Source organism: Massilia sp. LC238, assembly GCF_000735635.1.
GTDB classification, from domain to species: Bacteria; Pseudomonadota; Gammaproteobacteria; order Burkholderiales; family Burkholderiaceae_D; genus Telluria; species Telluria varians.
Genome location: NZ_JNNN01000004.1, coordinates 22,622 through 46,186, shown reverse-complemented (window position 1 = coordinate 46,186; position 23,565 = coordinate 22,622). Strand labels below are relative to the sequence as shown.

25 protein-coding genes are annotated in these 23,565 nt (G+C 66.7%); 7 read left to right on the top strand and 18 right to left on the bottom strand.

The annotated features are described in order from the left end of the window. The first annotated feature begins 71 nt into the window (after positions 1 to 71). On the top strand, positions 72 to 824 hold the full coding sequence (locus tag FG94_RS00710; protein WP_152570792.1) for a hypothetical protein: 753 nt from the start codon (positions 72 to 74) through the stop codon (positions 822 to 824). On the opposite strand, the gene FG94_RS00705 is transcribed toward FG94_RS00710, so the two are convergent. After that, entirely contained in the window at positions 821 to 3,109 is a 2,289-nt protein-coding gene (locus FG94_RS00705) for a sensor histidine kinase (RefSeq protein WP_036205845.1), read from the bottom strand. The two genes, FG94_RS00710 and FG94_RS00705, sit on opposite strands and share 4 nt — an antisense overlap. A gap of 162 nt (positions 3,110 to 3,271) precedes the next feature. Here FG94_RS00705 and ribA point away from each other — a divergent pair, with 162 nt between their 5' ends. From ribA to FG94_RS00675, 6 genes are all read left to right on the top strand, one after another. Continuing rightward, the gene (ribA, locus tag FG94_RS00700; protein WP_036205844.1) at positions 3,272 to 3,931 is read left to right on the top strand and encodes a GTP cyclohydrolase II; all 660 of its coding nucleotides are present in this window, start codon (positions 3,272 to 3,274) and stop codon (positions 3,929 to 3,931) included. A gap of 110 nt (positions 3,932 to 4,041) precedes the next feature. After that, positions 4,042 to 5,502: a serine protease gene (locus FG94_RS00695; protein WP_036205843.1), complete on the top strand. Its 1,461-nt coding sequence runs from the start codon at positions 4,042 to 4,044 to the stop codon at positions 5,500 to 5,502. Beyond that, positions 5,499 to 6,461 (top strand): FHA domain-containing protein, encoded by a 963-nt coding sequence (locus FG94_RS00690; protein WP_036205841.1) that lies wholly within the window; start codon positions 5,499 to 5,501, stop codon positions 6,459 to 6,461. Before FG94_RS00695 ends, FG94_RS00690 begins: the two co-directional genes overlap by 4 nt. A 70-nt stretch (positions 6,462 to 6,531) precedes the next feature. Next, positions 6,532 to 7,596 (top strand): sensor histidine kinase, encoded by a 1,065-nt coding sequence (locus tag FG94_RS00685; protein WP_036205839.1) that lies wholly within the window; start codon positions 6,532 to 6,534, stop codon positions 7,594 to 7,596. Beyond that, positions 7,584 to 8,303 (top strand): LytTR family DNA-binding domain-containing protein, encoded by a 720-nt coding sequence (locus tag FG94_RS00680; protein ID WP_036205837.1) that lies wholly within the window; start codon positions 7,584 to 7,586, stop codon positions 8,301 to 8,303. Before FG94_RS00685 ends, FG94_RS00680 begins: the two co-directional genes overlap by 13 nt. A 113-nt stretch (positions 8,304 to 8,416) precedes the next feature. Beyond that, on the top strand, positions 8,417 to 9,646 hold the full coding sequence (locus FG94_RS00675; protein ID WP_036205835.1) for an acyltransferase family protein: 1,230 nt from the start codon (positions 8,417 to 8,419) through the stop codon (positions 9,644 to 9,646). An 18-nt stretch (positions 9,647 to 9,664) separates the two neighbouring features. Here FG94_RS00675 and FG94_RS00670 read toward each other — a convergent pair whose 3' ends face one another. The 17 genes from FG94_RS00670 to nuoI all read right to left on the bottom strand — a co-directional run bounded on the left by FG94_RS00670 (position 9,665) and on the right by nuoI (position 23,556). Next, positions 9,665 to 10,243 (bottom strand): phasin family protein, encoded by a 579-nt coding sequence (locus FG94_RS00670; protein WP_036205833.1) that lies wholly within the window; start codon positions 10,241 to 10,243, stop codon positions 9,665 to 9,667. 133 nt (positions 10,244 to 10,376) lie between these two features. Next, the gene (locus FG94_RS00665; protein WP_229445803.1) at positions 10,377 to 11,192 is read right to left on the bottom strand and encodes an ion transporter; all 816 of its coding nucleotides are present in this window, start codon (positions 11,190 to 11,192) and stop codon (positions 10,377 to 10,379) included. 95 nt (positions 11,193 to 11,287) lie between these two features. Beyond that, positions 11,288 to 11,749 (bottom strand): VOC family protein, encoded by a 462-nt coding sequence (locus FG94_RS00660; protein ID WP_051995923.1) that lies wholly within the window; start codon positions 11,747 to 11,749, stop codon positions 11,288 to 11,290. After that, a complete protein-coding gene (locus FG94_RS00655; RefSeq protein ID WP_036205831.1) occupies positions 11,739 to 12,293 on the bottom strand; it encodes an NADPH-dependent FMN reductase in 555 nt (184 codons plus the stop codon). Before FG94_RS00655 ends, FG94_RS00660 begins: the two co-directional genes overlap by 11 nt. A gap of 78 nt (positions 12,294 to 12,371) precedes the next feature. After that, positions 12,372 to 12,680: a hypothetical protein gene (locus tag FG94_RS00650; protein WP_036205828.1), complete on the bottom strand. Its 309-nt coding sequence runs from the start codon at positions 12,678 to 12,680 to the stop codon at positions 12,372 to 12,374. A 4-nt stretch (positions 12,681 to 12,684) separates the two neighbouring features. Beyond that, positions 12,685 to 13,941 carry an MFS transporter gene (locus FG94_RS00645; RefSeq protein WP_036205825.1) on the bottom strand — a complete coding sequence of 419 codons (1,257 nt, stop codon included), beginning with the start codon at positions 13,939 to 13,941 and terminating at the stop codon, positions 12,685 to 12,687. 79 nt (positions 13,942 to 14,020) lie between these two features. Then, positions 14,021 to 14,539, bottom strand: coding sequence for a 2-C-methyl-D-erythritol 2,4-cyclodiphosphate synthase (ispF, locus tag FG94_RS00640; protein WP_036205823.1), 519 nt, complete (start codon positions 14,537 to 14,539; stop codon positions 14,021 to 14,023). Positions 14,540 to 14,545: 6 nt separating this feature from the next. Continuing rightward, the gene (gene ispD / locus FG94_RS00635; RefSeq protein ID WP_036205822.1) at positions 14,546 to 15,286 is read right to left on the bottom strand and encodes a 2-C-methyl-D-erythritol 4-phosphate cytidylyltransferase; all 741 of its coding nucleotides are present in this window, start codon (positions 15,284 to 15,286) and stop codon (positions 14,546 to 14,548) included. After that, entirely contained in the window at positions 15,283 to 15,981 is a 699-nt protein-coding gene (locus FG94_RS00630; RefSeq protein WP_036205819.1) for a hypothetical protein, read from the bottom strand. The genes ispD and FG94_RS00630 overlap by 4 nt, the downstream gene beginning before the upstream one ends. A 3-nt stretch (positions 15,982 to 15,984) precedes the next feature. Next, positions 15,985 to 16,542, bottom strand: a complete 558-nt coding sequence (locus tag FG94_RS00625) for an NUDIX domain-containing protein (RefSeq protein ID WP_036205817.1) — start codon at positions 16,540 to 16,542, stop codon at positions 15,985 to 15,987. A 33-nt stretch (positions 16,543 to 16,575) separates the two neighbouring features. Continuing rightward, the gene (locus FG94_RS00620; RefSeq protein ID WP_036205815.1) at positions 16,576 to 16,902 is read right to left on the bottom strand and encodes a DUF2818 family protein; all 327 of its coding nucleotides are present in this window, start codon (positions 16,900 to 16,902) and stop codon (positions 16,576 to 16,578) included. Positions 16,903 to 16,915: 13 nt separating this feature from the next. After that, positions 16,916 to 18,409 (bottom strand): NADH-quinone oxidoreductase subunit NuoN, encoded by a 1,494-nt coding sequence (gene nuoN / locus FG94_RS00615; RefSeq protein WP_036205812.1) that lies wholly within the window; start codon positions 18,407 to 18,409, stop codon positions 16,916 to 16,918. 27 nt (positions 18,410 to 18,436) lie between these two features. Then, the gene (locus tag FG94_RS00610) at positions 18,437 to 19,936 is read right to left on the bottom strand and encodes an NADH-quinone oxidoreductase subunit M (RefSeq protein ID WP_036205811.1); all 1,500 of its coding nucleotides are present in this window, start codon (positions 19,934 to 19,936) and stop codon (positions 18,437 to 18,439) included. A gap of 37 nt (positions 19,937 to 19,973) precedes the next feature. Then, complete coding sequence (nuoL, locus tag FG94_RS00605) at positions 19,974 to 22,037, bottom strand: NADH-quinone oxidoreductase subunit L (protein ID WP_036205810.1); 2,064 nt, start codon at positions 22,035 to 22,037, stop codon at positions 19,974 to 19,976. A gap of 39 nt (positions 22,038 to 22,076) precedes the next feature. Beyond that, positions 22,077 to 22,385 (bottom strand): NADH-quinone oxidoreductase subunit NuoK, encoded by a 309-nt coding sequence (gene nuoK / locus FG94_RS00600; RefSeq protein WP_027863874.1) that lies wholly within the window; start codon positions 22,383 to 22,385, stop codon positions 22,077 to 22,079. Beyond that, positions 22,382 to 23,050, bottom strand: a complete 669-nt coding sequence (locus FG94_RS00595) for an NADH-quinone oxidoreductase subunit J (protein WP_036205808.1) — start codon at positions 23,048 to 23,050, stop codon at positions 22,382 to 22,384. The genes nuoK and FG94_RS00595 overlap by 4 nt, the downstream gene beginning before the upstream one ends. Positions 23,051 to 23,067: 17 nt before the next feature. Further along, positions 23,068 to 23,556 carry an NADH-quinone oxidoreductase subunit NuoI gene (gene nuoI, locus FG94_RS00590; RefSeq protein ID WP_027863876.1) on the bottom strand — a complete coding sequence of 163 codons (489 nt, stop codon included), beginning with the start codon at positions 23,554 to 23,556 and terminating at the stop codon, positions 23,068 to 23,070. Between the last annotated feature and the right edge of the window lie 9 nt (positions 23,557 to 23,565).

Genomic DNA, 23,565 nt, shown 5'->3' with positions numbered 1-23,565 from the left:
GGTGAACTTGTCCGACCTGTTTAGGGGTAGAGTCGAGGCTTTGCGCCCCCCCGAACGCCCCTGAGGCACCGATGCGTATTCCACCTGCCCACCCCCGCGTGGCCACGCGCGCCACGGCGGTACAACTCATGCGCGCCCGCCTGCTGCGCGAAGGCTTCCCGCGCGTCCAGATGTTCATCCTGGTGTCGCTGACCGGGCTGGCCGGTTTCGGCGCCTCGGTGGCGATGCTCGCGGCCGGGGTCGACGCGATGGCGCTGCGCTATACGCTGGCGATGGGCGTGGCCTACATCGTCTTCCTCCTGCTCCTGTGGCTGTGGCTGCGCACCAGTGCGGCGGACTACCTCGACCCCGGATGGGTCGGCAATGCCGACCGCAGCGCGGCGGCAAAGGATGGCGCGGCCGACTTCAGCGGTGGCGGCGGCAGCTTCGATGGCGGCGGCGCCAGCGGCAACGTCGACTTCGGTACGCAGGACAGCGCCATCGGCGCCATCGCGGACAATCCGCTCGGGCTCGTGGCCGAGGCCGAGGAAGCCGCGGTTCCCCTGGTCGTGATCCTGCTCGCCGTGGGCATCGCGCTGTCTTCCCTGTTCGTGATCTGGTCGGCGCCGATCCTGTTTGCCGAGATCCTGGTGGACGCCCTGCTGGCCGCGGGCCTGTACCGGCGCCTGCGGATGCTGGAGCCGCAGCACTGGATGCTCGCCGCCTTGAAACGCACCATCGTCCCCTTCGTGCTGACCACCCTCACGGTGGCCGCGGCGGGATGGGGCATGCAGGCCTATGCGCCCGAGGCCAGGTCGCTGGGCGAGGTCCTGTCCAGCCGCTAGATCGCTGCCGGCAGTTCCACCACGAAGCGCGTGCCGCGGTCGGGCGCGGTGCTAAATCCGATGGTCCCGCCGTGCTCCTCGATGATCGCCTTGCTGATCGCCAGTCCCAGGCCGGTGCCGCCGCGCGTGCGCGAGTCGGCCCCGTCGGCCTGGGCGAAGCGCTGGAACACGCGCTGCTGGAATTCCGGCGCGATGCCGGGGCCTTCATCGAGGACCAGCAGCCGGACCTTGCCGGGGGTGTGCGCCAGGCCCAGCGTGACGGACTTGCCCGCCGGAGTGAACTTGATGGCATTCGACAGCAGGTTGGTCAGCACCTGCTCCATGCGGTCGGCGTCGATGCTGGCCGCGATCGCGGCTGCGCCCGCATCCCAGTCGTGCCGCAGCAGCACCCCGGCCTTGCGGGCATGCCCTTCCATCGCCGCCAGCGCGCGCTCGGCCACCGGCAGCAGCGGCTGCGCTCGGGCCTCGAAGTGCATCTGGCCGGCCTCGATCTTCTGGATGTCGAGCAGGTCGTTGACCATGCGCACCAGCCGCTCGCTGCTCTGGCTGGCGATGGTAATCAAGCGCAAAGCGTCCGGCGGCAGCTCGCCCGCCATGCCGTCGGCCAGCATCGCCAGCGAGGCCTGGATCGAGGTCAGCGGCGTGCGCAGCTCGTGCGAAACGGTCGAGATGAACTCGTTTTTCATCTGCTCGACCCGCTTGCGCTCCGAGATATCGTGCAGGAACACGCTGAAGAAGGCGTCTTCGCCCTGGCCGGCCAGGGCCGCCGTCATCTCGATGGTGAATTCGCGCCCCTGGCGGTCGATCACCTGACGCTCCAGGCGCTGGTCGAGCATGGCCAGGTGGCCGGTCTGGCGGAAGGCACGCAGGGCCTGCCCCAGGCTGGCGCGGTAGCGCTCCGGCAGCACCAGCTCGGACAGCGGCCAGCCCACGGCCTCGTTGCGGCCCCAGCCGAACATGCGCTCGGCCGCCCCGTTCCAGTCGAGGATGATGCCGCGCTGGTCCACCGCGATGTAGGCATCCTGGGCCGCTTCCACGATCGCATTGATGCGCTGTTCGCTGGCCTGCACCGAGGCCAGCGCGCGCTCCAGTTCGCCGGTGCGTTCCTCGACGCGCTGCTCCAGCGTGGCGTTCAGGTCGCGCAGTTCGGCCTGCTTTCGCACCAGGTCGCCCACCAGCCCGTTCAGGGCGGTCGACAGCGCCTGCACCTCGAAATAGTCGTTCGCGTTCGGCGGCAGCTGGAGTGCCTCGCCGCGTCCCAGGCGTTCGGCCGATTCGGCCAGCGCCCCGAGCGGGCGGGTGATGCGGCGCGCCACCAGCAGGCCGGCCACGGAGAACAGCACCGCCAGCGCGGCACCGCTCCACAGCGCCTGCTCGCGCAGGCGGCGCACCGGCGCATAGGCATCCTCCACGTCCTGGCGCACCAGCACGGTCCAGCCGAGGCCGGGGTAGATGCCGCGGCCGACGGTGGCGCCGTAGCCGACCAGGTAGGACAGGCCGTCCGGCCACTCTTCGACCAGGTAGCCGGTGCGCCTCTGCTGCGCCAGCCGCAGGCTCTCCAACGCGATCTTCTTGCCCTGCAGTTCCGGGGGGCCGAGCAGAACCACGCCCTGCGCACTGACGATCAGGGCCTGCACCCGGCCGCGCGCCTGGACCGGCGCGATGATCGAGCGCTCGACGTCGCGCGCCCACTGCCAGGACAGGTGCACGCCCAGCACCCCGGCCGTCTTGCCGGCCAGGTCGGTAAACGGGAAGGCGACATCGACGAAGCGGCGCGGTTCGCCGTTCTCGCTCGGGAGCAGCTTGGCGAGCTTGACCGCCTCGTGCACGTCGCCGACGTTGACGCCCTCGAGGGCATTGCGGAACCACGGGCGCTGCGACACGTCCGCGCCTTCCAGCAAGCCGCGCGCCTCGACGATCACGCGGCCGTCGAGGCCGGTCAAGCCGATCCAGTCGTAGTAGCCGTAGGTCTCGCGCATGTCGGACAGGATCTGGCGGCGCTCGGCCGGTCCCAGGCCGGGGTCGCGCAGGTCGCGCCGTCCGGCCATGAGCTTGACTTCGCGGTAGCGCTCGGCCATGCCGCGGTCGAGCTTGTCGGCGGTCTGGCGCGCCAGCTCGCCCAGGCCGTGCCCGATGCTGTCCTTGACCTCTTCGTTCGAGGATTGTTCGACCACCTGCACCAGCAGCAGGGTCAGGATCACCGTCAGCAGCGAAAAGGCCAGCGCCAGCCAGGCGCCTAGGCCGCGCCTACGCTGCCGGGTCGTGGATGAAGGGAGTATGGCCATGCTGGCTCGCTACTGAAACAATTGCGCCAGCGTAACATAGGGCAGCTCAACATACTATGGCCATGGCAGCGGGCGTCGCACGGGAGAAACGGATTTCCTGTAAACTAGAAGGCTAGCGATAAGTACGATGCCGCAACAACAAGAAACACCAAGAGAAACGCCATGCCCACCCCATCCGCCACCAACGACCAGCTGCTCGATTACGTCACCTCGTGTGCCCTGCCGACCCCGTGGGCGCAGTTCACGCTGCACGCCTTCATCGAGCACTCCACAGGCAAGGAGCACCTGGCGATGATCCTGGGCGACATCGGCGACGGCGAGCCGGTGCTGGCGCGCGTGCATTCCGAATGCCTGACCGGCGACGTGCTGTTCTCGCAGCGCTGCGACTGCGGCGCCCAGCTCGAGGGCGCGCTGCAGCGCATCGCCGAGGAAGGGCGCGGCATCCTGCTGTACCTGCGCCAGGAAGGCCGCGGCATCGGCCTGGTCAACAAGATCCGCGCCTACCGCCTGCAGGAAGCCGGCGCCGACACGGTCGAGGCCAACCTGCAGCTGGGCTTCCATGCCGACGCCCGCAATTACGAGCTGTGCAAGCCGATGCTGGAACAGTTCGGCGTGCGTTCCCTGCGCCTGATGACCAACAACCCGCGCAAGATCGACGCCCTGAGCCGCCTCGGGATCGCGGTGGCCGAGCGCGTGCCGCTGCTGGTGAACCGCAACGCCTTCAACAACAGCTACCTGAATACCAAGCAGGCCAAGCTGGGCCACATGATGGGCCCGCTCGAGCCGGTCGCCGCGGCGCTGGCCGAGCCGGGCAACAGCTGAGCCACCCCTGCTTTGCGTGATCGGGTCAGCGGACCCGATCACCATAACGCGCGCGCAGCCCCGGCGTCCGGTGGCAAGATAATGCTTCCTTCTTGCCATGATCGGAATGCATGAAACGGACCGCCGCCGCCCTCCTGCTTCTCTGTCTCGCGGCGGGCGCCGCCACGGCGCCGCCGGAACAGGTCAACCGCCCGCCCCCACCGCGCGCCGCCACGGCGCCGGCGCCGCCCCCGCACCTGTCCCCGAGCGATCCGCCCGGGACCACGCCCCCGGCGCCGGCGCCGGGCGAGGCCGATGCCCAGGACGCCCTGCCGCCGCCCTCCTCGGCCGCCCAGGACCTGTACTCGTCGGCGCGCGGCGACCTGCTGCAGATCCGCATGCTGCTCAAGAACGGCCGCACCCAGTCCACCGTCGGCTCGGGTTTCCTGGTCGGCACCAAGAACCTGGTGGTCACCAACTACCACGTGGTGTCGCAGATGGCGCTCGACCCCGACGTCTACACCGCCGAATACGTCGACACCGACGGCAACAGCGGCCCGGTCGAGCTGCTGGCGGTCGACGTGCTGCACGACCTGGCCGTCCTGCGCGTCAACCGTGAAGGCAGCGGTTTCTTCAAGGTACCCGAACGCCCGGTGCGCCTGACCCAGGGGCAGCGCCTGTACTCGCTCGGCAATCCCCTCGACCTGGGCTTTGCGATCTCGGAAGGCGCCTACAACGGCGTCGTCACACGCAGCTTCTACGACCAGCTCATGTTCGGCGGGCCGATCAATTCCGGCATGAGCGGCGGGCCCAGCGTGACCGGCAACGGCACCGTGGCCGGCGTCAACGTGTCCAAGCGGCGCGACGGCGAGTCGGTCAGCTTCCTGGTGCCGGTCAAGTACGTGCAGGAGCTGCTGCGCAAGGTCGAGAGCCAGCCGGCGCCGCCGAAGGATTTCAATCCCTTGATCGCCGCCCAGCTGCTGGAGCACCAGCGCGCCATGGTCGACCGCCTGCTGGAGGAGCCGCTGGCCATCAAGAGCATGGGACCGTACCTGGTGCCGGTACGCGAATCCGGCCAGTTGCGCTGCTGGGGGCGCTCGAACGTGAAGGCCGAGACCGCGTACACCTCGGACTCGATGAGCTGCGCGATGGAATCGGCGATCTACGTGTCCTCGACCCAGCAGACCGGCCACGTGGCGATGACCCACCAGTACATCCGGTCCGACAACCTGGCCCGCCTGCCCTTCGCGGCACTGAGCAGCCGCCTGTTCGGCGCGGCCAAGCTGGGCAACGCCGGCGACGCGCGCCTGACCAAGCCGGTGTGCACCGAACGCTTCGTGCACACCCGCACCCTGCCGCTGCGCGCCGTGACCTGCGTGCGCGCCTACCGCAAGTTCGAGGGCCTGTACAACTTCACGCTGCTGACCGCCAGCACCAATGCGGCCGAGTCGAGCCTGCAGAGCCGGCTGGACGTGTCCGGGGTCTCGTATGAAAACGGCATGCGCGTGACGCGTGCCTTCCTCGGCTCCTTCGGACGCAACATCCGGCGCGCGCCCGCCGCCGCACCAGGCACGCCGGGAGGCCAGCGATGAACGGCCCCTGGACCGTCGAGATCCTGGCGCGCAACGGCGAGGTGCTGCACCGGCACCGCGCCGCCAGCCTGCCGATCCGTGTCGGCCGCGCCTACGACAACGACTTCATCCTCGACGACGAGTACGCCGCCGCGCACCACGCCGTCATCGAGCAGGGCCCGGATGGCGCACTCGTGATGCGCGACCTCGGCACCCGCAATGGCTTGAATACCGGGCGCAAGCGGGTGCAGGAACTCGCCCTCACGGGCGACACCGTGGTGCGCATGGGCCATACCTCGCTGCGCGTGCGCGCGGCCGATTTCCCGGTGCCGGCGGAACTGCGCGACCGCACCATGCACGGCTGGGAAGGGCTGGTGCCCGGTATCGTCGGCGTGCTGCTGGCCGGGCTGGTGGCCCTGTTCGTGACCTGGCTGTTCGACGCCGAGCCCTTCGAGCTGCTCAACTATGTGCTGGCTCCCGGCGCGGGGATCGGCGTGGCGCTGTTGTGGAGCAGCCTGTGGGCCTTCATGAACCGCCTGTTCGGGCGCTATACGCGGCTGGGGCGGCACCTGTTCATCTTCGGCTGCGGCATGGCGGCGCTGGTGGGCTTCCGCCTGCTGGCGGCAGTCGCCGCCTATGCCTGGTCGCTCGAATGGCTCACCCGCTACGGTTCCCACGTGGCGGTGGCCACAAGCGCAGGCATCATCTACTTCCACCTGGCGACCATCAAGCCGCCGCTGCGCCGGCGCCTGCGCGCGATCTGCGCTTGCGCGGCGGTGCTGGCGTCCGGGCTGGTGCTGATCGTGAACCAGCAGCAGCACGGCCGGGTCGCGGACGAACTGTACATGGCCGTGCTGCTGCCGCCGGAGCTGCGCGCCAGTCCCGATGCGACGGTGGCGGAGTACATGGTCGACGTCGAGGCGATGCGCACGCAGCTGGAGGAAGAACGCGGGACTGCGCCGGCGGCGGGCGGGAACTGAGCAAGGCTTTGCAGCTTTGACAAGCAGCGGCGAATGCTGGATCATCGGGCATCTTCAGCCCGGCCATCCCATGAAACCGACCCGCAGCGCCATCACCGCCGCCATCGCCTGGCTCCTGTTCTGGGCGCTGATGGTGCTGGTCGCCGTCGAGGACTACCGGCGCGACGGCGGCACGGCCTACTGGCAACCGGTGCTCTGGGAGACCTCCTCGGCCTGCGTCGCCACTTTCCTGCTGCTGCTCCAGCGCCGCGCCACCCGGCGCCACGACCACCTGATCGCCACGCCCTGGCGCTGGTTCGCCCTGCAGGCGAGCATGCTGCCGCTGTTCTGGCTCGCCTTCGTGCCGCTGGTCTTCGGCGTACGCCATGTCGTGTATGCGCTGGCCGGCACCAGTTACGAGCACGAGCCCTGGCTGCAGGTCTTCGTCTACGAGTCGCTCAAGCTCACCGTGTTCGTCGGCCTGTTCATCGTGATCGGCTTCGGCCTGCTGTCCTACCGCGAACTGCTCGGCGCGCGTCTGCGGGCCGAGCAGGCCAACGCCCTGCTGCGTGAAGCCCAGCTGCAATCGCTGGCGCGCCAGATGCAGCCGCATTTCCTGTTCAACGCGCTCAATACCATTTCCTCGCTGATGCACACCGACGTGGCGCGCGCCGACGCCACCCTGGTGCAGCTGGCGGACCTGCTGCGCGCCGCCCTGGCGCTGGGCGAACGGCCGCAGGCCACGCTCGAGGAAGAATTGCGGCTGGCGCGCGCCTATGCCGGGGTAATGGAAGGACGCTTCGATGGCCGCGCCCGGGTCGACTGGCGCATCGACAGTGCGGTGCTGGGCGTGGCGCTGCCGGCAATGAGCGTGCAGCCGCTGCTGGAGAACGTGTTCAAGCACACGGTCGAACGGCGGCGCGCTCCCACCCGCATCACGGTCAGCGCCGCGCGCGATGGCGGCGATTTCGTCCTGCGCGTCGAGGACGACTGCGGAATGCTCGGCAAGGAGGCCGACTGCGGCGCACCGGGCATCGGCCTGGCCAACCTGCGCGCACGCCTGGCGGGCCTGCACGGCGACGGCGCCCGCGTGACGCTGGCCCAGCTCCTGCCTTGCGGCGTACGAACCGAACTGAGGCTGCCATGCGCGTCCTGATCGTCGACGACGAGCGCCCGGCGCGCGAACGGCTGCGCCGCATGCTGGCGCTGGAAGCCGGCATCGAGGCCATCGGCGAGGCGTCCGACGGCATCGACGCGCTGCGGCAGCTGGCACAGTTCCGGCCCGATGCGCTGCTGCTCGACGTCGAGATGCCGGAATTGTCGGGCATCGACCTGGCGGCCTCGCTGCCGGCCCCTGCGCCCCTGGTGGTGTTCGTCACCGCCTACGACGAATACGCGCTGCGCGCTTTTGACGCGAATGCCATCGATTACCTGCTCAAGCCCTTCGACCAGGCGCGCCTGCGGCGCTCGCTCGAGCGCCTGCGCGCGCGCCTGGCGGCGCAGGCCCTGGCTGCAGCGGCGGCGCCCGGGCTGCCGCCGCGCCAGCTCCTGGTGTCGGAGCGCGGCGCCACGCGCGTGGTGCAGGTGGCGGACATCGAATGGCTGGAGACCGCCGACAACTACGTGGTCCTGCACAGCGCCGACGGAGCGCCGCTGCTGCGCCAGACCCTGTCCGGGCTGCTGGCGCAGCTGGGCAGCGGCTTCGTGCGCTGCCACCGGCGCGCGGCGGTGCGTCCTGGCGCCGTCCAGCGCGTCACTCCGCTCGACAAGGGCGACTGCGAGCTGGTGCTGCGCAGCGGCGCGCTGGTGCCCTGCAGCCGCCAGTACCGGGCCGCGCTCATGGAAGCACTCCAGGCCTGCTAGCCTGGCCCCCTCCGGTCCGATCCGCCCCATCCCGGACCCGCCTCGCCACAAAACGCTCGCCGCCGGCAGGTCGACACGCCATGCTCGCGCCATCACGTCAACAAGAGCGAGCCATGAACCCTCACCTTCCCCCATCCGCCACCCGCCTGTATTTCCTCGACTGGGTGCGCATCCTTGCCTTCTTCGTCCTGATCGTCTACCACGTCGGCATGTACTACGTGAGCTGGGACTGGCACGTGAAGAGTCCCTTTGCGGGCACCGGTCCCGAAGCCTTCATGAAGCTGTCCTCCCCATGGCGCCTGAGCCTGCTGTTCTTCGTGGCCGGCGTCGGCGCCAGCCTGATGCTGCGCAAGCTCGGCAGCGCGTCCTTCGTGCGCCGGCGCAGCCTGCGCCTCCTGGTGCCGCTGGTGTTCGGCATGCTGGTGATCGTGCCGCCCCAGCCCTATTTCGAAGTGGTCGAGAAGCTCGGCTATGCGGACGGCTATGGCGCCTTCATGGGGCTGTACCTGCAGGCCTACGACGGTTTCTGCCGCGAGGATTGCCTGAGCCTGCCGACCTGGAACCACCTGTGGTTCGTGGCCTACCTCTGGATCTATACCGTGCTGCTCGGCGGCCTCGTCGCCGTGCTCGGAAATCGCTTCGACCGCATCTCCGCGCATGCCGGCGCCCTGCTCCACGGCTGGAAACTGATCGCGCTGCCGGCCGCGCTGCTGGCCCTGGCGCGCATCAACCTGGTCGAGCACTTCCCGACCAATCACGCCGTGGTCGGTGACTGGTACAACCACGCGATGTCCTTCCTGTGCTTCCTGCTCGGGGCGCTAGTGGCCCGGGTGCCGGGATTCTGGACGCGTCCAGCGCTGCTGCGCTGGCAGGCGCTCGGCATCGCCGCCTTCGGGTGGGCGGCGCTGGTGACCTGGAGCGCGGCCTACGAGCTGCTTGCGCCGCAGGCGAGAGAGACGCTCCGGCCCCTGATGTATGCGCTGTACGCCGTACTGGCCTGGAGCGCGATCGTGGCCGCCTGCGGTTTCGCCGCGCGCCACCTCGACCGCGACGGCCCTGCGCGGCGCTACCTGAACGAGGCGGTGTTCCCGGTCTATATCCTGCACCAGACGCTCATCGTCGTGCTGGCGCACGAGATGAAGCCGCTGCGGATCGCGCCGGGCCTGGAAGCCATCCTGTTGATCGTGCTGACCCTGACCTTCAGCTTCGGCGCATTCGAACTGATCAGGCGCGTGCGCTTGTTGCGGCCGCTGTTCGGGCTGGCGCCCCGCACCCTCGGGACCGCGCCGGCAGCGGCCCCGGCGCCGGCGCAGCCCGCCCATGCGCAGGCCGCCGCCGGCTAGCATCGAAGCCGGGAGCGTTCAATGGGTCTGGGCGCCCTCCGGTCGGCCGCCCTGGCTGCTGCGGGCTTGCTGCCCGCCTTGCCCCGCGCCCTGCTGTCCGCGCTGCGGCTCGCTGTTGCCGCCCGCCGTGGCGCGCGCCTCGCCGTTGGGCCGTGCAAACGGATCGGCGACGTTGCGCATCGCCTCCTGCTGGTTGCGGATATTGCGCTCGGTTTCCTCGGCGGTGGTGCGCGCCACCTCGTCGACCAGGGCACGCGCGGTGCGCGAGGTGTTCTGCACGTGCTGCTCGGTCACGCGCGCCAGCTCGACCTGGGAGTCGGCGGCCAGGCGCGAGATGTGCTGCTGGTAGGCGCGCAGCTTCTCGGTGGTGGGCTGGGCCCGGGCCGAGGCGGCGCTGAACAGCTCGGTCTGGCGGTCGGTGCTCAGCACCTGCTGGCTCGCCAGGTTGCCCTCCTCGACCAGGGTCTGGACCAGCTGGATGTTCAGGTCGCACATCTGCTGGAAAGAGCGGAACATCGATTTGGACATATCGTTGAGAAACGCGGTCTGCGCCTCCAGGTGGGAGCGCACGGCCGGGGTGTGCGGAAAGAAGTACATGCGTTGACCTCCGTATGTGCTTGCAAGGAAAGGCACGCCAGGGCCGGCAAAGCGGTCCGTGGCACGAAGGTAGAAGGCTAAAGAGGGGGCCAGGTGCGCGTTTGATGTAAACCAAACGTGCGCCGGCCAGACTTCAGCGCCGGGCCGGCGCGGCGGGCAGTTCGGCGCCGCAATCCTTGCAAAAGTGCGCACCGGCCTCGTGGCCGCTACTGCCGCAGGCCGCGCAGGCGCGCTCGAGGCGCGCCGGGCCGTGACGGCGGTCGACCCGGCGCGCCGTCATCTCGGCGGTGACGATGCCGGTCGGCACTGCCAGGATGCCCCAGCCGAGCAGCATCATGAAGGAGGCGATGCCCTTGCCGAGCGTCGTGTGCGGCGTGATGTCGCCGTAGCCGACCGTCGTCATGGTGACGATGGCCCAGTACATGGCGGTCGGGATGCTGGTATAGCCGTGCGCCGGCCCTTCGACCACGTACATCACGGTTCCCATGATCAGCACCACCATCAGCACCACCGACAGGAAGACCATGATCTTGCGCCGGCTGGCCGCGAGCGCCTCGCCCAGGCGGGTGTATTCCTCGATGTACAGGGTCAGCTTGAAGATGCGGAATACGCGCAGCAGGCGCAGGATGCGGATGTCGAGCAGCGCCTGGCTGCCCGGCACCAGCAGCGAGATGTAGGTAGGCAGCACCGACAGCAGGTCGACCAGGCCGAAGAAACTGGTGGCATAGCGCAGCGGATGGCGCACGCACAGCAGGCGTGCGAGGTACTCGGCGCTGAACAGCAGCGTGAAGAACCATTCGAGCACGCGCATGGTCGGCGCGTAACGCACGCCGATCGCGGGCACGCTCTCGAGCACCACCACCAGGATGCTGAGCAGGATCGCGGCGATCAGCACGATGTCGAAGCGGCGCCCGGAAGGCGAATCGCTGAGGAAGATCAGGTCGTACATGCGCCCGCGCCAGCCGTCCGCGCGGCCGTAGCGCAGCAGCGCCTTGTCGGGGCGGCGGGCCGCCCCCGCCCCGGCTCCTCCGTTCCTTCCCGCTTTCATCGCGCTTGCGGCACTGCGCCCGTCCCCGGTTCGGCGACATGGTAGGCCGCGCCCTTGAGCTCGACGGTATTGCGCTCGGGGTCGAGCAGGTAGATCGAGGGACCGTCGCCTTCGGCGCCGTAGCGGGTTTCGACCGGACCGGCGACGACCCCGTGCGCCTCCAGGTGGCGCCGGATCGCCGCTTCGTCGAAGGGCTCGACACGCAGGCACAGGTGGTCCAGGTTGCGTCCGCCCACGCCCGGCGCCGCGCCGCCTTCGCGCCCGAGCCGGCTGTCCACCGGCACCAGGTCGATCAGGGAATGGCCGGCACGCAGCTGGATCAGGCCAATGTCGTCGAGGCGGCGCTCGACCCGGCAGCCCAGCACCTCGCCATAGAAGGCGATCATGGCCTCCAGGTCGGCCACGCGCAGCACGATGTGGTCGAGCCCGCGTACCGGGATCGGGTGCTCACTTGGCATGGCGCTCGACCCAGGCGGCGAAGGTGTCGATGAAGGTCTGGAAAAAGGCGCGGCTGGAATCGTCGATGAGCCGCTCACCCTCGTACTTGCCCGCCACCTGCCCGACATAGGCTTCCGGCGCCGGCATGCAGGGCATGTCCAGGAAAGGCAGCATCTGGCGCAGGTGATGGTTGGCGCCGAAGCCGCCGAGTGCGCCGGGCGAGACGCTGACGATCGCGCAGGGTTTTCCGGTCCAGGCCGCCTTGCCGTAGGGGCGCGAGCCGACGTCGATCGCATTCTTCAGTGCGCCCGGCACCGAGCGGTTGTATTCAGGGGTGCAGAACAGGATGCCGTCGGCCTGCCGGATGCGTTCGCGGAAGGCGGTGAAGGCGGCGGGCGGGTTGTCGGTCTCGTCGTCCTGGTTGTAGAGCGGCAGGTCGCGGATCTCGACGATCTCCATGTTCAGGCTGCCTGGGGCCAGCTCGATCATCGATTGCGCCACCTTGCGGGTGAACGAGTCCTTGCGCAGGCTGCCGACGATGACGGCGATGTTCCGTGTGCTCATGTTCTTCCTTTCGGGTCCGGTCACAAAACCTGATGTTAACCAGTTTTGCACGATCCCGCAGAGCGAGCCGCCTGGGTATTAGATACGCAGGCGCCTGCGCTCTTCCAGGAAGCGCTTGAGCTGGGCCGGCTTCATCACGACCACCGGATCGCCATGCCACACGTACAGGAAAGGCTCGCCGCCCTGGCGGTCGGTGAGCTTGGCCGACACCAGGAAGCGCGTGCCGACCGGATAGCGTTCAGGATCGCCGAGCGCGCGCGCGCACTGCACACGCAGGGAAGTCGCATAGGCCTGCCCCGAAACCGGACGGATGCGTACCCGGCCGCTGCGCGGATCGACGGCCGACTCGACGGCCACCTCGCGATAGGTCCAGGCTTCGCGCGCCATCCGTTCAGCCCTTCACGGCCGCCGGCGCCGGGCGTACTAGCTTCGCCTCGCGGATCGGCAGGTTGATGAGCGCGGCCGCCAGCGCCAGCAGGATGTCGGCGTACCACATCCAGGTGTAGTCGCCGAAGCGCACGAACGACAGGCCGCCCAGCCAGGCGCCGAAGAAGCCGCCGATCTGGTGCGACAGCAGGGTCATGCCGAACAGCGTCGCCAGGTAGCGCATGCCGAACAGCTTGCCCACCAGGCCGGCGGTGGGCGGCACGGTGGCCAGCCAGGTGAAGCCGAGGGCGCCGGCGAACAGGTAGAAGGTCAGCGCAGTCTTCGGGGCCAGCAGGTAGAGCACGATCAGCACGGCGCGGCTGGCATAGATGATGGCCAGCAGCGACTTCATGCGGTAGCGGCTGGCGAGTATGCCGGCGGCGAGACTGCCGCCAATGTTGAACAGGCCGATCAGGGCCAGCGCGGTAGCCGAAACGCCGGCGGGCAGGCCGCACAGCGCGACTTCCTGCGGCAGGTGGGTGACCAGGAAGGCAATGTGGAAGCCGCAGGTGAAGAAACCCAGGTGCAGGCACAGGTAGCTGCGGTCGGCCATGGCCTGGCGCAGTTGCTGGCCGAGCGTGATGCCCGGTACCGCCGCGGCGCTAGCGGCGCTCGCGGGACCGGCAGGCGCCGGCGCAACTGCTTTCTTGCTGCGCATGCCGAGCGCAAGGGGAATCGTCAGCAGGGTCGCGGCCGCCATCGTCAGCATCGCCATCACCCAGCCGGCGCCGGCGATGATCGCCCCCATCAGCGGCGCGAACACGAATTGGCCGAAGGAGCCGCCCGCATTGATGAAGCCGGACGCGAAGGCGCGGCGCTGCGCCGGCAGGCGCTGGGCGGTGGCGCCGATCAGGATCGAGAAGCTCCCTGCCCCTGCCCCGGCGGCGGACAGGATGCCCAAGGTGAGCAGCAGGCCCCACTCGGAATCCATGAAAGGCGTGGCGGCGGTGCCCGCGGCGAGCATGATGCCGCCGACGACGATGACCCTGGCTGCGCCATACTTGTCGGCGATGGCGCCGAACACGGGCTGGGATGCGCCCCACATGAGCTGGGCCACGGCCATCGCGAAGCTGATGCTGGCTACGCCTAGGCCGGTGGAAGTGTTGATCGGCGACAGGAACAGGCCCGTGGTCAGGCGGGCGCCCATCGTGATCATCAGGATCGTGCTGGCGGCCAGGATCAGCATCCAGGCCGCGCGCGGCGTCATCGTCTCTTGGTTCATGTGCGCCTCCTCGGCCGGGCGAAGTGCCCACCGAAGGAATTATAGTGCATATGCACGCACATGTCAGAGATGCATTACATCAGCCCGGTTCGACGGCGCGGATCAGCATCGCGACCGCCTTGGCCGCCATGCCCTCCTCGCGCCCGAGGAAGCCCAGCTTCTCGTTGGTCTTGGCCTTGATGTTGACCTGCTGCGGCGACACACCCAGGTCTTCGGCGATGCGCGAGACCATCTGCGGGATGTGCGGCGCCATCTTGGGTTGCTGGGCGATGATGGTCGCGTCGATGTTGCCGATCGTGTAGCCGGTGGCCACCACGCGGTGCGCCACTTCGCGCAGCAGCGTGCGCGAGTCGGCGCCGGCGAACATCGGGTCGGTGTCCGGGAAATGCTTGCCGATGTCGCCCAGGGCCGCCGCGCCGAGCAGCGAATCGATGATCGCGTGCAGCAGCACGTCGGCGTCGGAATGGCCGAGCAGGCCGAGGCGGTGCGGGATGGTCACGCCGCCGACGATGAGCTTGCGCCCTTCGACCAGCGCGTGGCAGTCGTAGCCGGTTCCGATGCGGAACGGCGGGGTGGGATTCCAGGATGCTTGTGTCATGGTCGTTCAGTTCGCTTCGTTGTTTTGATCGGTTCGGTAGGCTGCCAGGTACATCTCGGCGATCCGGATATCGGCCGGCAGCGTGACCTTCAGGTTGCGGGGATGTCCTTCCACCAACTTGGGGGCCAGTCCCAGCGCTTCAACCGCGCTGGCGTCATCGGTAATCGCCGACGGGTCGGTCGCCGCGTCGAGCGCCCGCAGCAGCAGCTGGTAGCGGAACATCTGCGGCGTCTGCGCCAGCCAGAGTCCGTCGCGCGAGACCGTCGCGACTTCGCCCGCGCTGCTCCGCTTGACCGTGTCGACCACGGGCAGGGCCAGCAGTCCGCCGGCCGGGTGTTCACCCGTTTCGACGATCAGGCGTTCGATCAGTTCCGCATCCAGGCCGGGCCTGGCCGCGTCGTGCACCAGGATCCAGTCGTCGAGCCCGATGCTGCCGTGCAGCGCGCGCAGGCCGTTGCGGATCGATTCCATGCGGGTGGCGCCGCCGCAGCGCAGGACGGTCACGCCGCTTGGCGGCACGACCGCGTCGATGAACGGGTCGTCGGCGCTCACCACCACATAGGTATGTGCGATCAGGGGACTCGAGCGGAAGGCGTCGAGCGTGTGGCGCAGCATCGGCTTGCCGCCGATCTGCAGGTATTGCTTGGGACTGTTCGCGCCCATGCGTGCGCCCACCCCGGCCGCTGGGATCAAGGCGAAATAGCGTTGCGAACGCTCTGGGGGTTTTGCTACTGCCGGGTTTGTCATTTTTGCTTGCTTCGTTGTAAAGGGCCAAGCAAAGACTGTACCTCACCTCCGCAAACCTTGCCGAGACGGGCATATTCCTGCGGCGAGTCGATTGCCGCCTGCAGAGCCTCGACCTTCGCCATCTCGCTTTTAATATAGGGCATCCAGCCGCGGTCGATTTCGCGCTGGAGCAGGCTTTGTGCCCGGCCGATCCGCGCATACAGTGGCTTGTCCTCGAAACGCCGCGCCAGCGCCAGGCGCACCCGGGCCTCGGCCTTGGGCAGGTAGTCGAGGTAGGCGTTCAGGTGGCGCATCTCGTGCGCCAGCACTTTTTCGTAGGCGCAGGAACCGGGCCGGAACTCGCGGCTGATGTAGACCACGATCGGCGGGTAGTAGAGCCTGATGTCGATGTGCGGCGCGATGCATTCGTAACCGCTGGCCTCGTCGGCCAGCAGGCGCCCGCCGACATTGATGCTCACGCGCGACTCGGTGCGGGTCAGGCCCAGCACCAGCTGCCCGGGACGCGCCCGGCCCTTCATCGCCGTCAGCGCACGGGCGCCGACGGTGTTGTCGATCCGGAAACCGTTCTGGGTGCCGGTCAGCACCGACAGGCTTTCGCCGATCGTGTCCTCGCAGCGCGCCTGGAACTCGGTACGCGCCGCCGCCGTGGCCGCCAGCGCCCAGCACCACAGCACGAGCGCCAGCAGAGCTCGCATACCTTAGGCGGGACTCCAGGTGCCGGACAGGATCTTCTCGAGCCAGAAGCTGCCGATGATGGTCTTCACGTCGGTGATCTCGCCGCGCCTGACCATCTCGAGCAGCTCGGGAAGGGTAGCGCTGAAGGTCTCGAGAAACTCGCCCTCGTCCAGCTTCTGTTCGCCGGCGCTCAGGTCTTCGGCCAGGAACAGCTCGAGGTGCTCGTCCGAATAGGCGATGGCGTTGTGGATGGTGCACACGAAGCGCCACTTGGCGGCCGTGTAGCCGGTTTCTTCTTCCAGCTCGCGCTTGGCGCAGGCCAGGTGGTCCTCGCCCGGATCGATCTTACCGGCAGGGAATTCAATGAAGACCTGGGAATTCGGATAACGGAACTGGCGCTCCAGCAGCACGCGGCCGTCGGGCAGCAGCGGCAGGATGACCACTGCGCCGGGATGGCGGATGAATTCGCGCTGGGTGATGGAACCGTCGGGGAGCTTGATGCGGTCGTTCTCGACCTTCAGGAAGTGGCCGTCGTAGACGACGCCGCCGTCGATGCGGGTCTCGCGTAAATCTGACACCATGCGGTCTCCAGTCTGGTACTGCGGTACGGGAAATCAGGCGCGGCGTTTGCGCAGGTAACGGAAGACGAAACCGGGGAACGCCAGCACCAGGAACAGGCAGCCGGTGATCGCATAGAACTCCCAGTTCTGCGCGAACACGCCGCCGATCCGGGATTCCAACATGCGAGCCAGGAAGCCGACGACGAAGTATAAAACAATTAACTCTAACAGGCGCAGCGGGAAGGACTTCGTGCGCGGGCCGTCACCGGCGGTGCTGGTCTTCAGGGGTACAAGACCGAACACGCGCTCGGTGAGGAAAGGCAGGTTGGCGGCCGCGAGCGAGATCGCGACCACCAGCCAGGCAGCGAGGGAGGAATCCACCCGGCTTGCCTGATTACTTGGCGAGGGTTGCCTGCATCGCGGTGTAGCACACCGCCAGCAGCCAGCCCGGGATGATACCCAGCACCACCACGGCCACGCCGTTGATCGACATCACGGCGCGCATGTCGGCCGAGGTGTTGATCGGGGCGGTGTCCGCTGCCTCGTCGAACCAGATGGTCTTGACGATGCGCAGGTAGTAGAAGGCGCCGATCAGCGAGAACAGCACGGCCACGACCGACAGCCACACCATGCCCGCGTTCACGACAGCCTGCAGGACCGCCCACTTGGCCATGAAGCCGACCATCGGCGGCACGCCGGCCAGGGAGAACATCAGGACGGTCATCACGACCGCGAACCATGGCGAACGCTTGCCCAGGCCCTTGAAGTCGGCGATGGTCTCGGCCTCATGGCCGGCACGCGCCAGCATCATGATCAGGCCGAAGCTGCCGACCGTGGTCAGGACGTAGGTGATGGTGTAGTACATCGCGGCGCTGTACGAGGCGGCGGCATTGCTGCTGTCGCCGTCGACGATGCCGGTCATCATGGCCAGCACCACGAAGCCCATCTGGGCGATGGTCGAGTAGGCCAGCATGCGCTTGATGTTGGTCTGCGCGATCGCGGTGATGTTACCGACGGCCAGCGACAGCACGGCCAGCACCAGGAGCATCTGCTGCCAGTCGAAGGCCATGCTTGGGAGGCCTTCGACCAGGATGCGGATCACCATGGCGAAAGTCGCCAGCTTCGGTGCGCCGCCCAGCAGCAGGGTGACGGCGGTCGGGGCGCCCTGCACCACGTCCGGGACCCACATGTGGAACGGGACCACGCCGAGCTTGAAGGCCAGGCCGGCAACGACAAACACCAGGCCGAATACCAGGATGTTGCGGTTCGCATCGACTGCGGCGCTGGCCTGGTTGATGGCGGTCAGGTCGAGCGAGCCGGTGGCGCCGTAGATCATCGACATGCCGTACAGCAGGAAGCCCGAGGACAGCGCGCCCAGGATGAAGTACTTCATCGCGGCTTCGGTCGAGATCGCGTGGTCGCGGCGCAGTGCCACCAGCGCATACAGCGACAGCGACATCAGTTCCACGCCCAGATAGATCGACAGCATGCTATTGCCCGAGATCATGATCATCTGGCCGAGCATCGAGAACAGCGCGAGCACGTAGAACTCGCCGCCCAGGTTACCGGACATCATGGCGCGGTCTTCCGCGTACTGGCGCGAATACACCAGGGTCATCGCGGTGGCCACGTAGGTCACCAGCTTGAGCAGGTTGGACATCGGGTCCGACACGTACATGCCGTTGAAGGTGTACACGGTCGCGCCGGTACCCATGTCGGCGAAGGTCAGCACGCCGCAGCCGGCGATGGCCATCAGGCTGAGCGCATACGTCAGGTTGCGCTTGCCCGCCTTCATGTACATGTCGATCAGCAGGATCGCGGAAGCCGCGATCAGCAGGAAGATTTCGGCATAGACCGGCGCCAGGTTGGCGTCGGTTGCCGCTAACATTGTGGAGTTCATTTCGTTCATGTCAGTTTATTGAGGCAGTTTGCCGGCTGCGACGTGCTGCAGCAGGTCGGTGACCGACACCTGCAGCGTCTCGGCGATCGGCGCCGGATACAGGCCCATCACCAGGGTAGCGATGGCCAGCACGCCGAGGATGGCGAACTCGCGGCCGTTCAGGTCGGTCAGCTCGGCCACGTGCTTGTGCACGATGGGGCCGAACACGACGCGCTTGACCATCCACAGCGAGTAGGCGGCGCCCAGGATCAGGGCGGTGCCCGAGGCCACGCCGGTCCAGAAGTTGAACTCGACGGCGCCCAGGATGACCATGAATTCGCCGATGAAGCCCGAGGTGGCCGGCAGGCCGGCGTTGGCCATCGAGAACAGCACGACGAAGGCGGCGAACTTCGGCATGGTGTTGACCACCCCACCGTAGTCGGCGATTTCACGCGAGTGGACGCGGTCGTACAGCACGCCGATGCACAGGAACATCGCGCCCGACACGAAGCCGTGCGAGATCGACTGCATCAGGCCGCCCTGGACGCCCAGGTCGTTGAACATGAAGAAGCCCAGGGTGACGAAGCCCATGTGGGCGATCGACGAGTACGCGACCAGTTTCTTCATGTCCTTCTGCACCATCGCCACCAGGCCGATGTAGATCACGGCGACCAGGGACAAAGCGATGACGACCGGCGCCAGGTACTGCGAGGCGTCCGGGGTGATCGGCAGCGAGAAACGCAGGAAGCCGTAGGCGCCCAGTTTCAGCATGATCGCGGCCAGCACCACGGAACCGCCGGTCGGCGCTTCCACGTGGGCATCCGGCAGCCAGGTGTGCACCGGCCACATCGGAACCTTCACGGCGAAGGCCATGAAGAAGGCGATGAAGATCAGGATCTGCTCGTTCATCGTCAGCGGCAGGCGGTGCCACTCGAGGATGTCGAAGCTGCCCGACTGGTTGTACAGGTAGATGATCGCGACCAGGGTCAGCAGCGAGCCGAAGAACGTGTACAGGAAGAACTTGAATGCCGCGTACACGCGGTTCGGGCCGCCGAACACGCCGATGATGATGTACATCGGGATCAGGGTGGCTTCGAAGAAGAAGTAGAACAGCAGGCCGTCCAGCGAGGCGAACACGCCGATCATCAGGCCCGACAGGATCAGGAAGGAACCCATGTACTGCGCCACGCGCTCTTCGATCACCTGCCATGCCGCCAGCACCACGATGATGCTGATGAAGGCGGTCAGCGGGATGAACCACAGCGACAGGCCGTCGACGCCCAGCTTGTAGAACACGTTGAAGCGTTCGATCCAGGCGGCCGACTCATAGAACTGCATGCCGTGGGCGGCATTGTCGAAGTTCATGATCAGCGGCAGCGTCGGCAGGAAGCTGACGACCGCGCCGACCAGGGACAGCAGGCGTACGAAACCGGCGTTCTTGTCACGGCCGACCGCCAGCACGATCATGCCGAACAGGATCGGGAGCCAGATCGACAGGCTCAGGTAAGGAGGGAATGTAGAAATTGACTGCATCATTTTTCGCTTTTCGCTTTTTCTCTTATCTGTGCCTGCATTAAGCGCGCCAGAACGGGAAGAACCACAGCAACGTTGCCAGCACGCCGACGATCATCACGAATGCATAGTGATAGATGTAGCCCGTCTGGAAGGTACGGGTGATCGTCGAGAACCAGCCCACCAGTTTGGCCGAACCGTTGACCAGCAGGCCGTCGATCAGGCCGCGGTCGCCCACTTTCCACAGGCCGCCACCGACGGCGCGCGCGCCACCGGCGAACACGACTTCGTTGAACTTGTCCATGTAGTACTTGTTGTCCAGCAGGGTGTGCAGGAACTTGAACTTGGCATAGAACCAGGCCGGAACGCGCGGGTTGACCATGTAGCAGTAGTAGGCAGCAACGACGCCCGCCAGTGCCAGCCAGAACGGTGCGGTCTGCAGGCCGTGGATTGCCATCGCGCCGGCGCCATGGAACATTTCGTTCAGCTCGGCCATGGCCGGATGGCTCGGGTTGACGTAGATCACGTCCTTGAAGAAGTCGCCATGCAGCATCGGGCCGATGGCCAGGTAGCCGATGATGACCGACGGGATCGCCAGCAGGATCAGCGGCAGGGTCACGACCAGCGGCGACTCGTGCGGCTTGTCGCCCGGCTGCAGCCCGTGGTGATGGTGGTCGTCACCATGCTCGTCTTCCTCGTGGTGCGCATCCGAATCGTGGCCTTCGCTATGCGGTTTCGGGTTGTTCCAGCGCGATTCGCCATGGAACACCAGGAAGTACATGCGGAACGAGTAGAAGGCGGTCACGAACACGCCGGCCAGCACGGCGAAGTTGGCGAAGCCGGCGCCCGGCAGGTTCGAGGCGTGCACCGCTTCGATGATCGAGTCCTTCGAGTAGAAGCCCGAGAAGAACGGGGTACCGATCAGGGCCAGCGAGCCCAGCAGCGAGGTGATCCAGGTGATCGGCATGTACTTGCGCAGGCCGCCCATGTTGCGCATGTCCTGGTCGTGGTGCATGCCGATGATGACCGAACCAGCGCCGAGGAACAGCAGCGCCTTGAAGAAGGCGTGGGTCATCAGGTGGAACACGGCCACCGAGTAGGCCGACACGCCAAGTGCGACGGTCATGTAGCCCAGCTGCGAAAGCGTGGAATAAGCAACAACGCGCTTGATGTCGTTCTGGATGATGCCCAGGAAGCCCATGAACAGCGCGGTGATCGAGCCGATCACGATGATGAACGAGAGTGCGCCGTCCGACAGTTCGAACAGCGGCGACATGCGCGACACCATGAAGATGCCGGCGGTAACCATGGTTGCAGCGTGGATCAGCGCCGAGATCGGGGTCGGGCCTTCCATCGAGTCCGGCAGCCAGACGTGCAGCGGGAACTGCGCCGATTTACCCATCGCGCCGATGAACAGGCAGATGCAAGCGGCCGTCAAGAGAGGCCAGCCGATGCCCGGAACCGTCATGCCGGCCAGCTTGTCGGCCTGCGCGAACACCTCGGTGTACTGCATGGTGCCGGAAGCGGCCAGCAGCAGGCCGATACCCAGGATGAAGCCGAAGTCGCCCACGCGGTTGACCAGGAAGGCCTTCATGTTGGCGAAGATCGCGGTCGGACGGGTATACCAGAAGCCGATCAGGAGGTACGAGACCAGGCCCACCGCTTCCCAGCCGAAGAACAGCTGCAGGAAGTTGTTGGACATGACCAGCATCAGCATCGCGAAGGTGAACAGCGAGATGTACGAGAAGAAGCGGTTGTAGCCTTCGTCCTCGGCCATGTAGCCGATCGTGTAGATGTGCACCATCAGCGAGACGGAGGTCACCACGCACATCATCATTGCCGACAGCGTGTCGATCTGGAAGCCGACGGCCAGCTTGAGCGTGCCGACGGTCATCCAGGTGTAGATGTCTTCATTGAAGACCGGTGCGCCGTCGAGCACGGCCATCAGGGTCTGGACCGAGATGATCAGCGCGATCAGCACGCCCAGGATGGTCGCCGTATGCGACACCTTGCGGCCGACCACATTGCCAAAGAACTTGGTGCCGAGCAGGCCGGCGATCGCCGAGCCCGCCAGCGGCGCCAGAGGCACCGCCAGTAACATTGAGGAAGAGAGTTGCCCCGCCATTGTTGAACCTTAATCGTTATTGTTAATCAGCCGAGACCATCAGCCCTTCAGGCTGTCGAGGTCTTCCACATTGATCGTGTCCAGGTTACGGAACAGGACCACCAGGATCGCCAGGCCGATTGCCGATTCGGCGGCCGCGACGGTCAGAATGAAGAACACGAAGATCTGCCCCGCCGCGTCTCCGAGGTAATGCGAGAACGCGACGAAGTTCAGGTTCACCGCCAGCAGCATCAGTTCGACGGCCATCAGCAGGATGATGATGTTCTTCCGGTTCAGGAAGATGCCGATCACCGAGATCGCGAACAGGATCGCGCCCAGGATCAGGTAATGTGCGAGCGACAAAGTCATGGTGCCTCCTTCGGTGCAGCTGCTGCCGCTGCTGCTGCTGCTTTTTCAGCGGCTGCTGCATCGATGGCGCGCTGGTTGACCGCATCCATCTTGACGATGCGCAGGCGGTCGTTACGCTTGACGCGGACGGCGGCGCCCGGGTCGATTGCTTTGGTGTCCTTGCGCTTGCGCAGGGTCAGGGCGACTGCGGCGATGATCGCCACCAGCAGGATCACGGCGGCGATTTCGAAGCCGTAGATGTACTTGGTGTAGATCAAGAGGCCCAGTTCCTTGGTGCCGCCGATGTTCAGGGCGGCAGCCTCGGCCGACAGGTCGGTCTGGCTGTACGAACGGTACAGCACGGCAGCCATCTCGAGCACGATCAGGGCGCCGATACCCGACGCCAGCGGCAGGTAACCCCAGAAGCCCTCTCGCATGCGGTCGATATTAATGTCGAGCATCATCACGACGAAGAGGAACAGCACCATCACGGCGCCGACGTAGACCAGCACCAGCACGATGGCCAGGAATTCGGCCTTCAGCAGCAGCCAGATGCCGGCCACGTTGAAGAAGGCCAGCACCAGGAACAGCGCGGCGTGGACCGGGTTCTTGGTGGTGATGACGCGCAGTGCGGCCAGCACCGTGATGGCCGCGAACGCGTAGAACAGGAAAGTGGTGAATTCCATGAATTGACAGCCTCTTCTTATCGGTACTTCGCGTCCGCTTCGCGGGCGGCGGCGATGTCGTTTTCGTAGCGGTCACCGACGGCCAGCAGCATCTCTTTGGTGTAGTAGAGATCGCCGCGCTTTTCGCCGTGGTATTCCAGGACGTGGGTTTCCACGATCGAGTCGACCGGGCAGGACTCTTCGCAGAAACCGCAGAAGATGCACTTGGTCAGGTCGATGTCGTAGCGCGTGGTGCGGCGGGTGCCGTCCTCGCGCTGCGCCGATTCGATCGTGATCGCCATCGCCGGGCACACTGCCTCGCACAGCTTGCACGCGATGCAGCGCTCTTCCCCGTTGGGGTAGCGGCGCAGGGCGTGCAGGCCGCGGAAGCGGTTCGACATCGGCGTCTTCTCTTCCGGGTACTGGACCGTGATCTTGCGCGACAGCGCGTACTTGCCGGTCAGGGCCAGGCCCTTGAAGAGCTCGGACAGCATCAGGCTGCCGACAATTTCTTTAATCCGATTCATTTTCGTTTG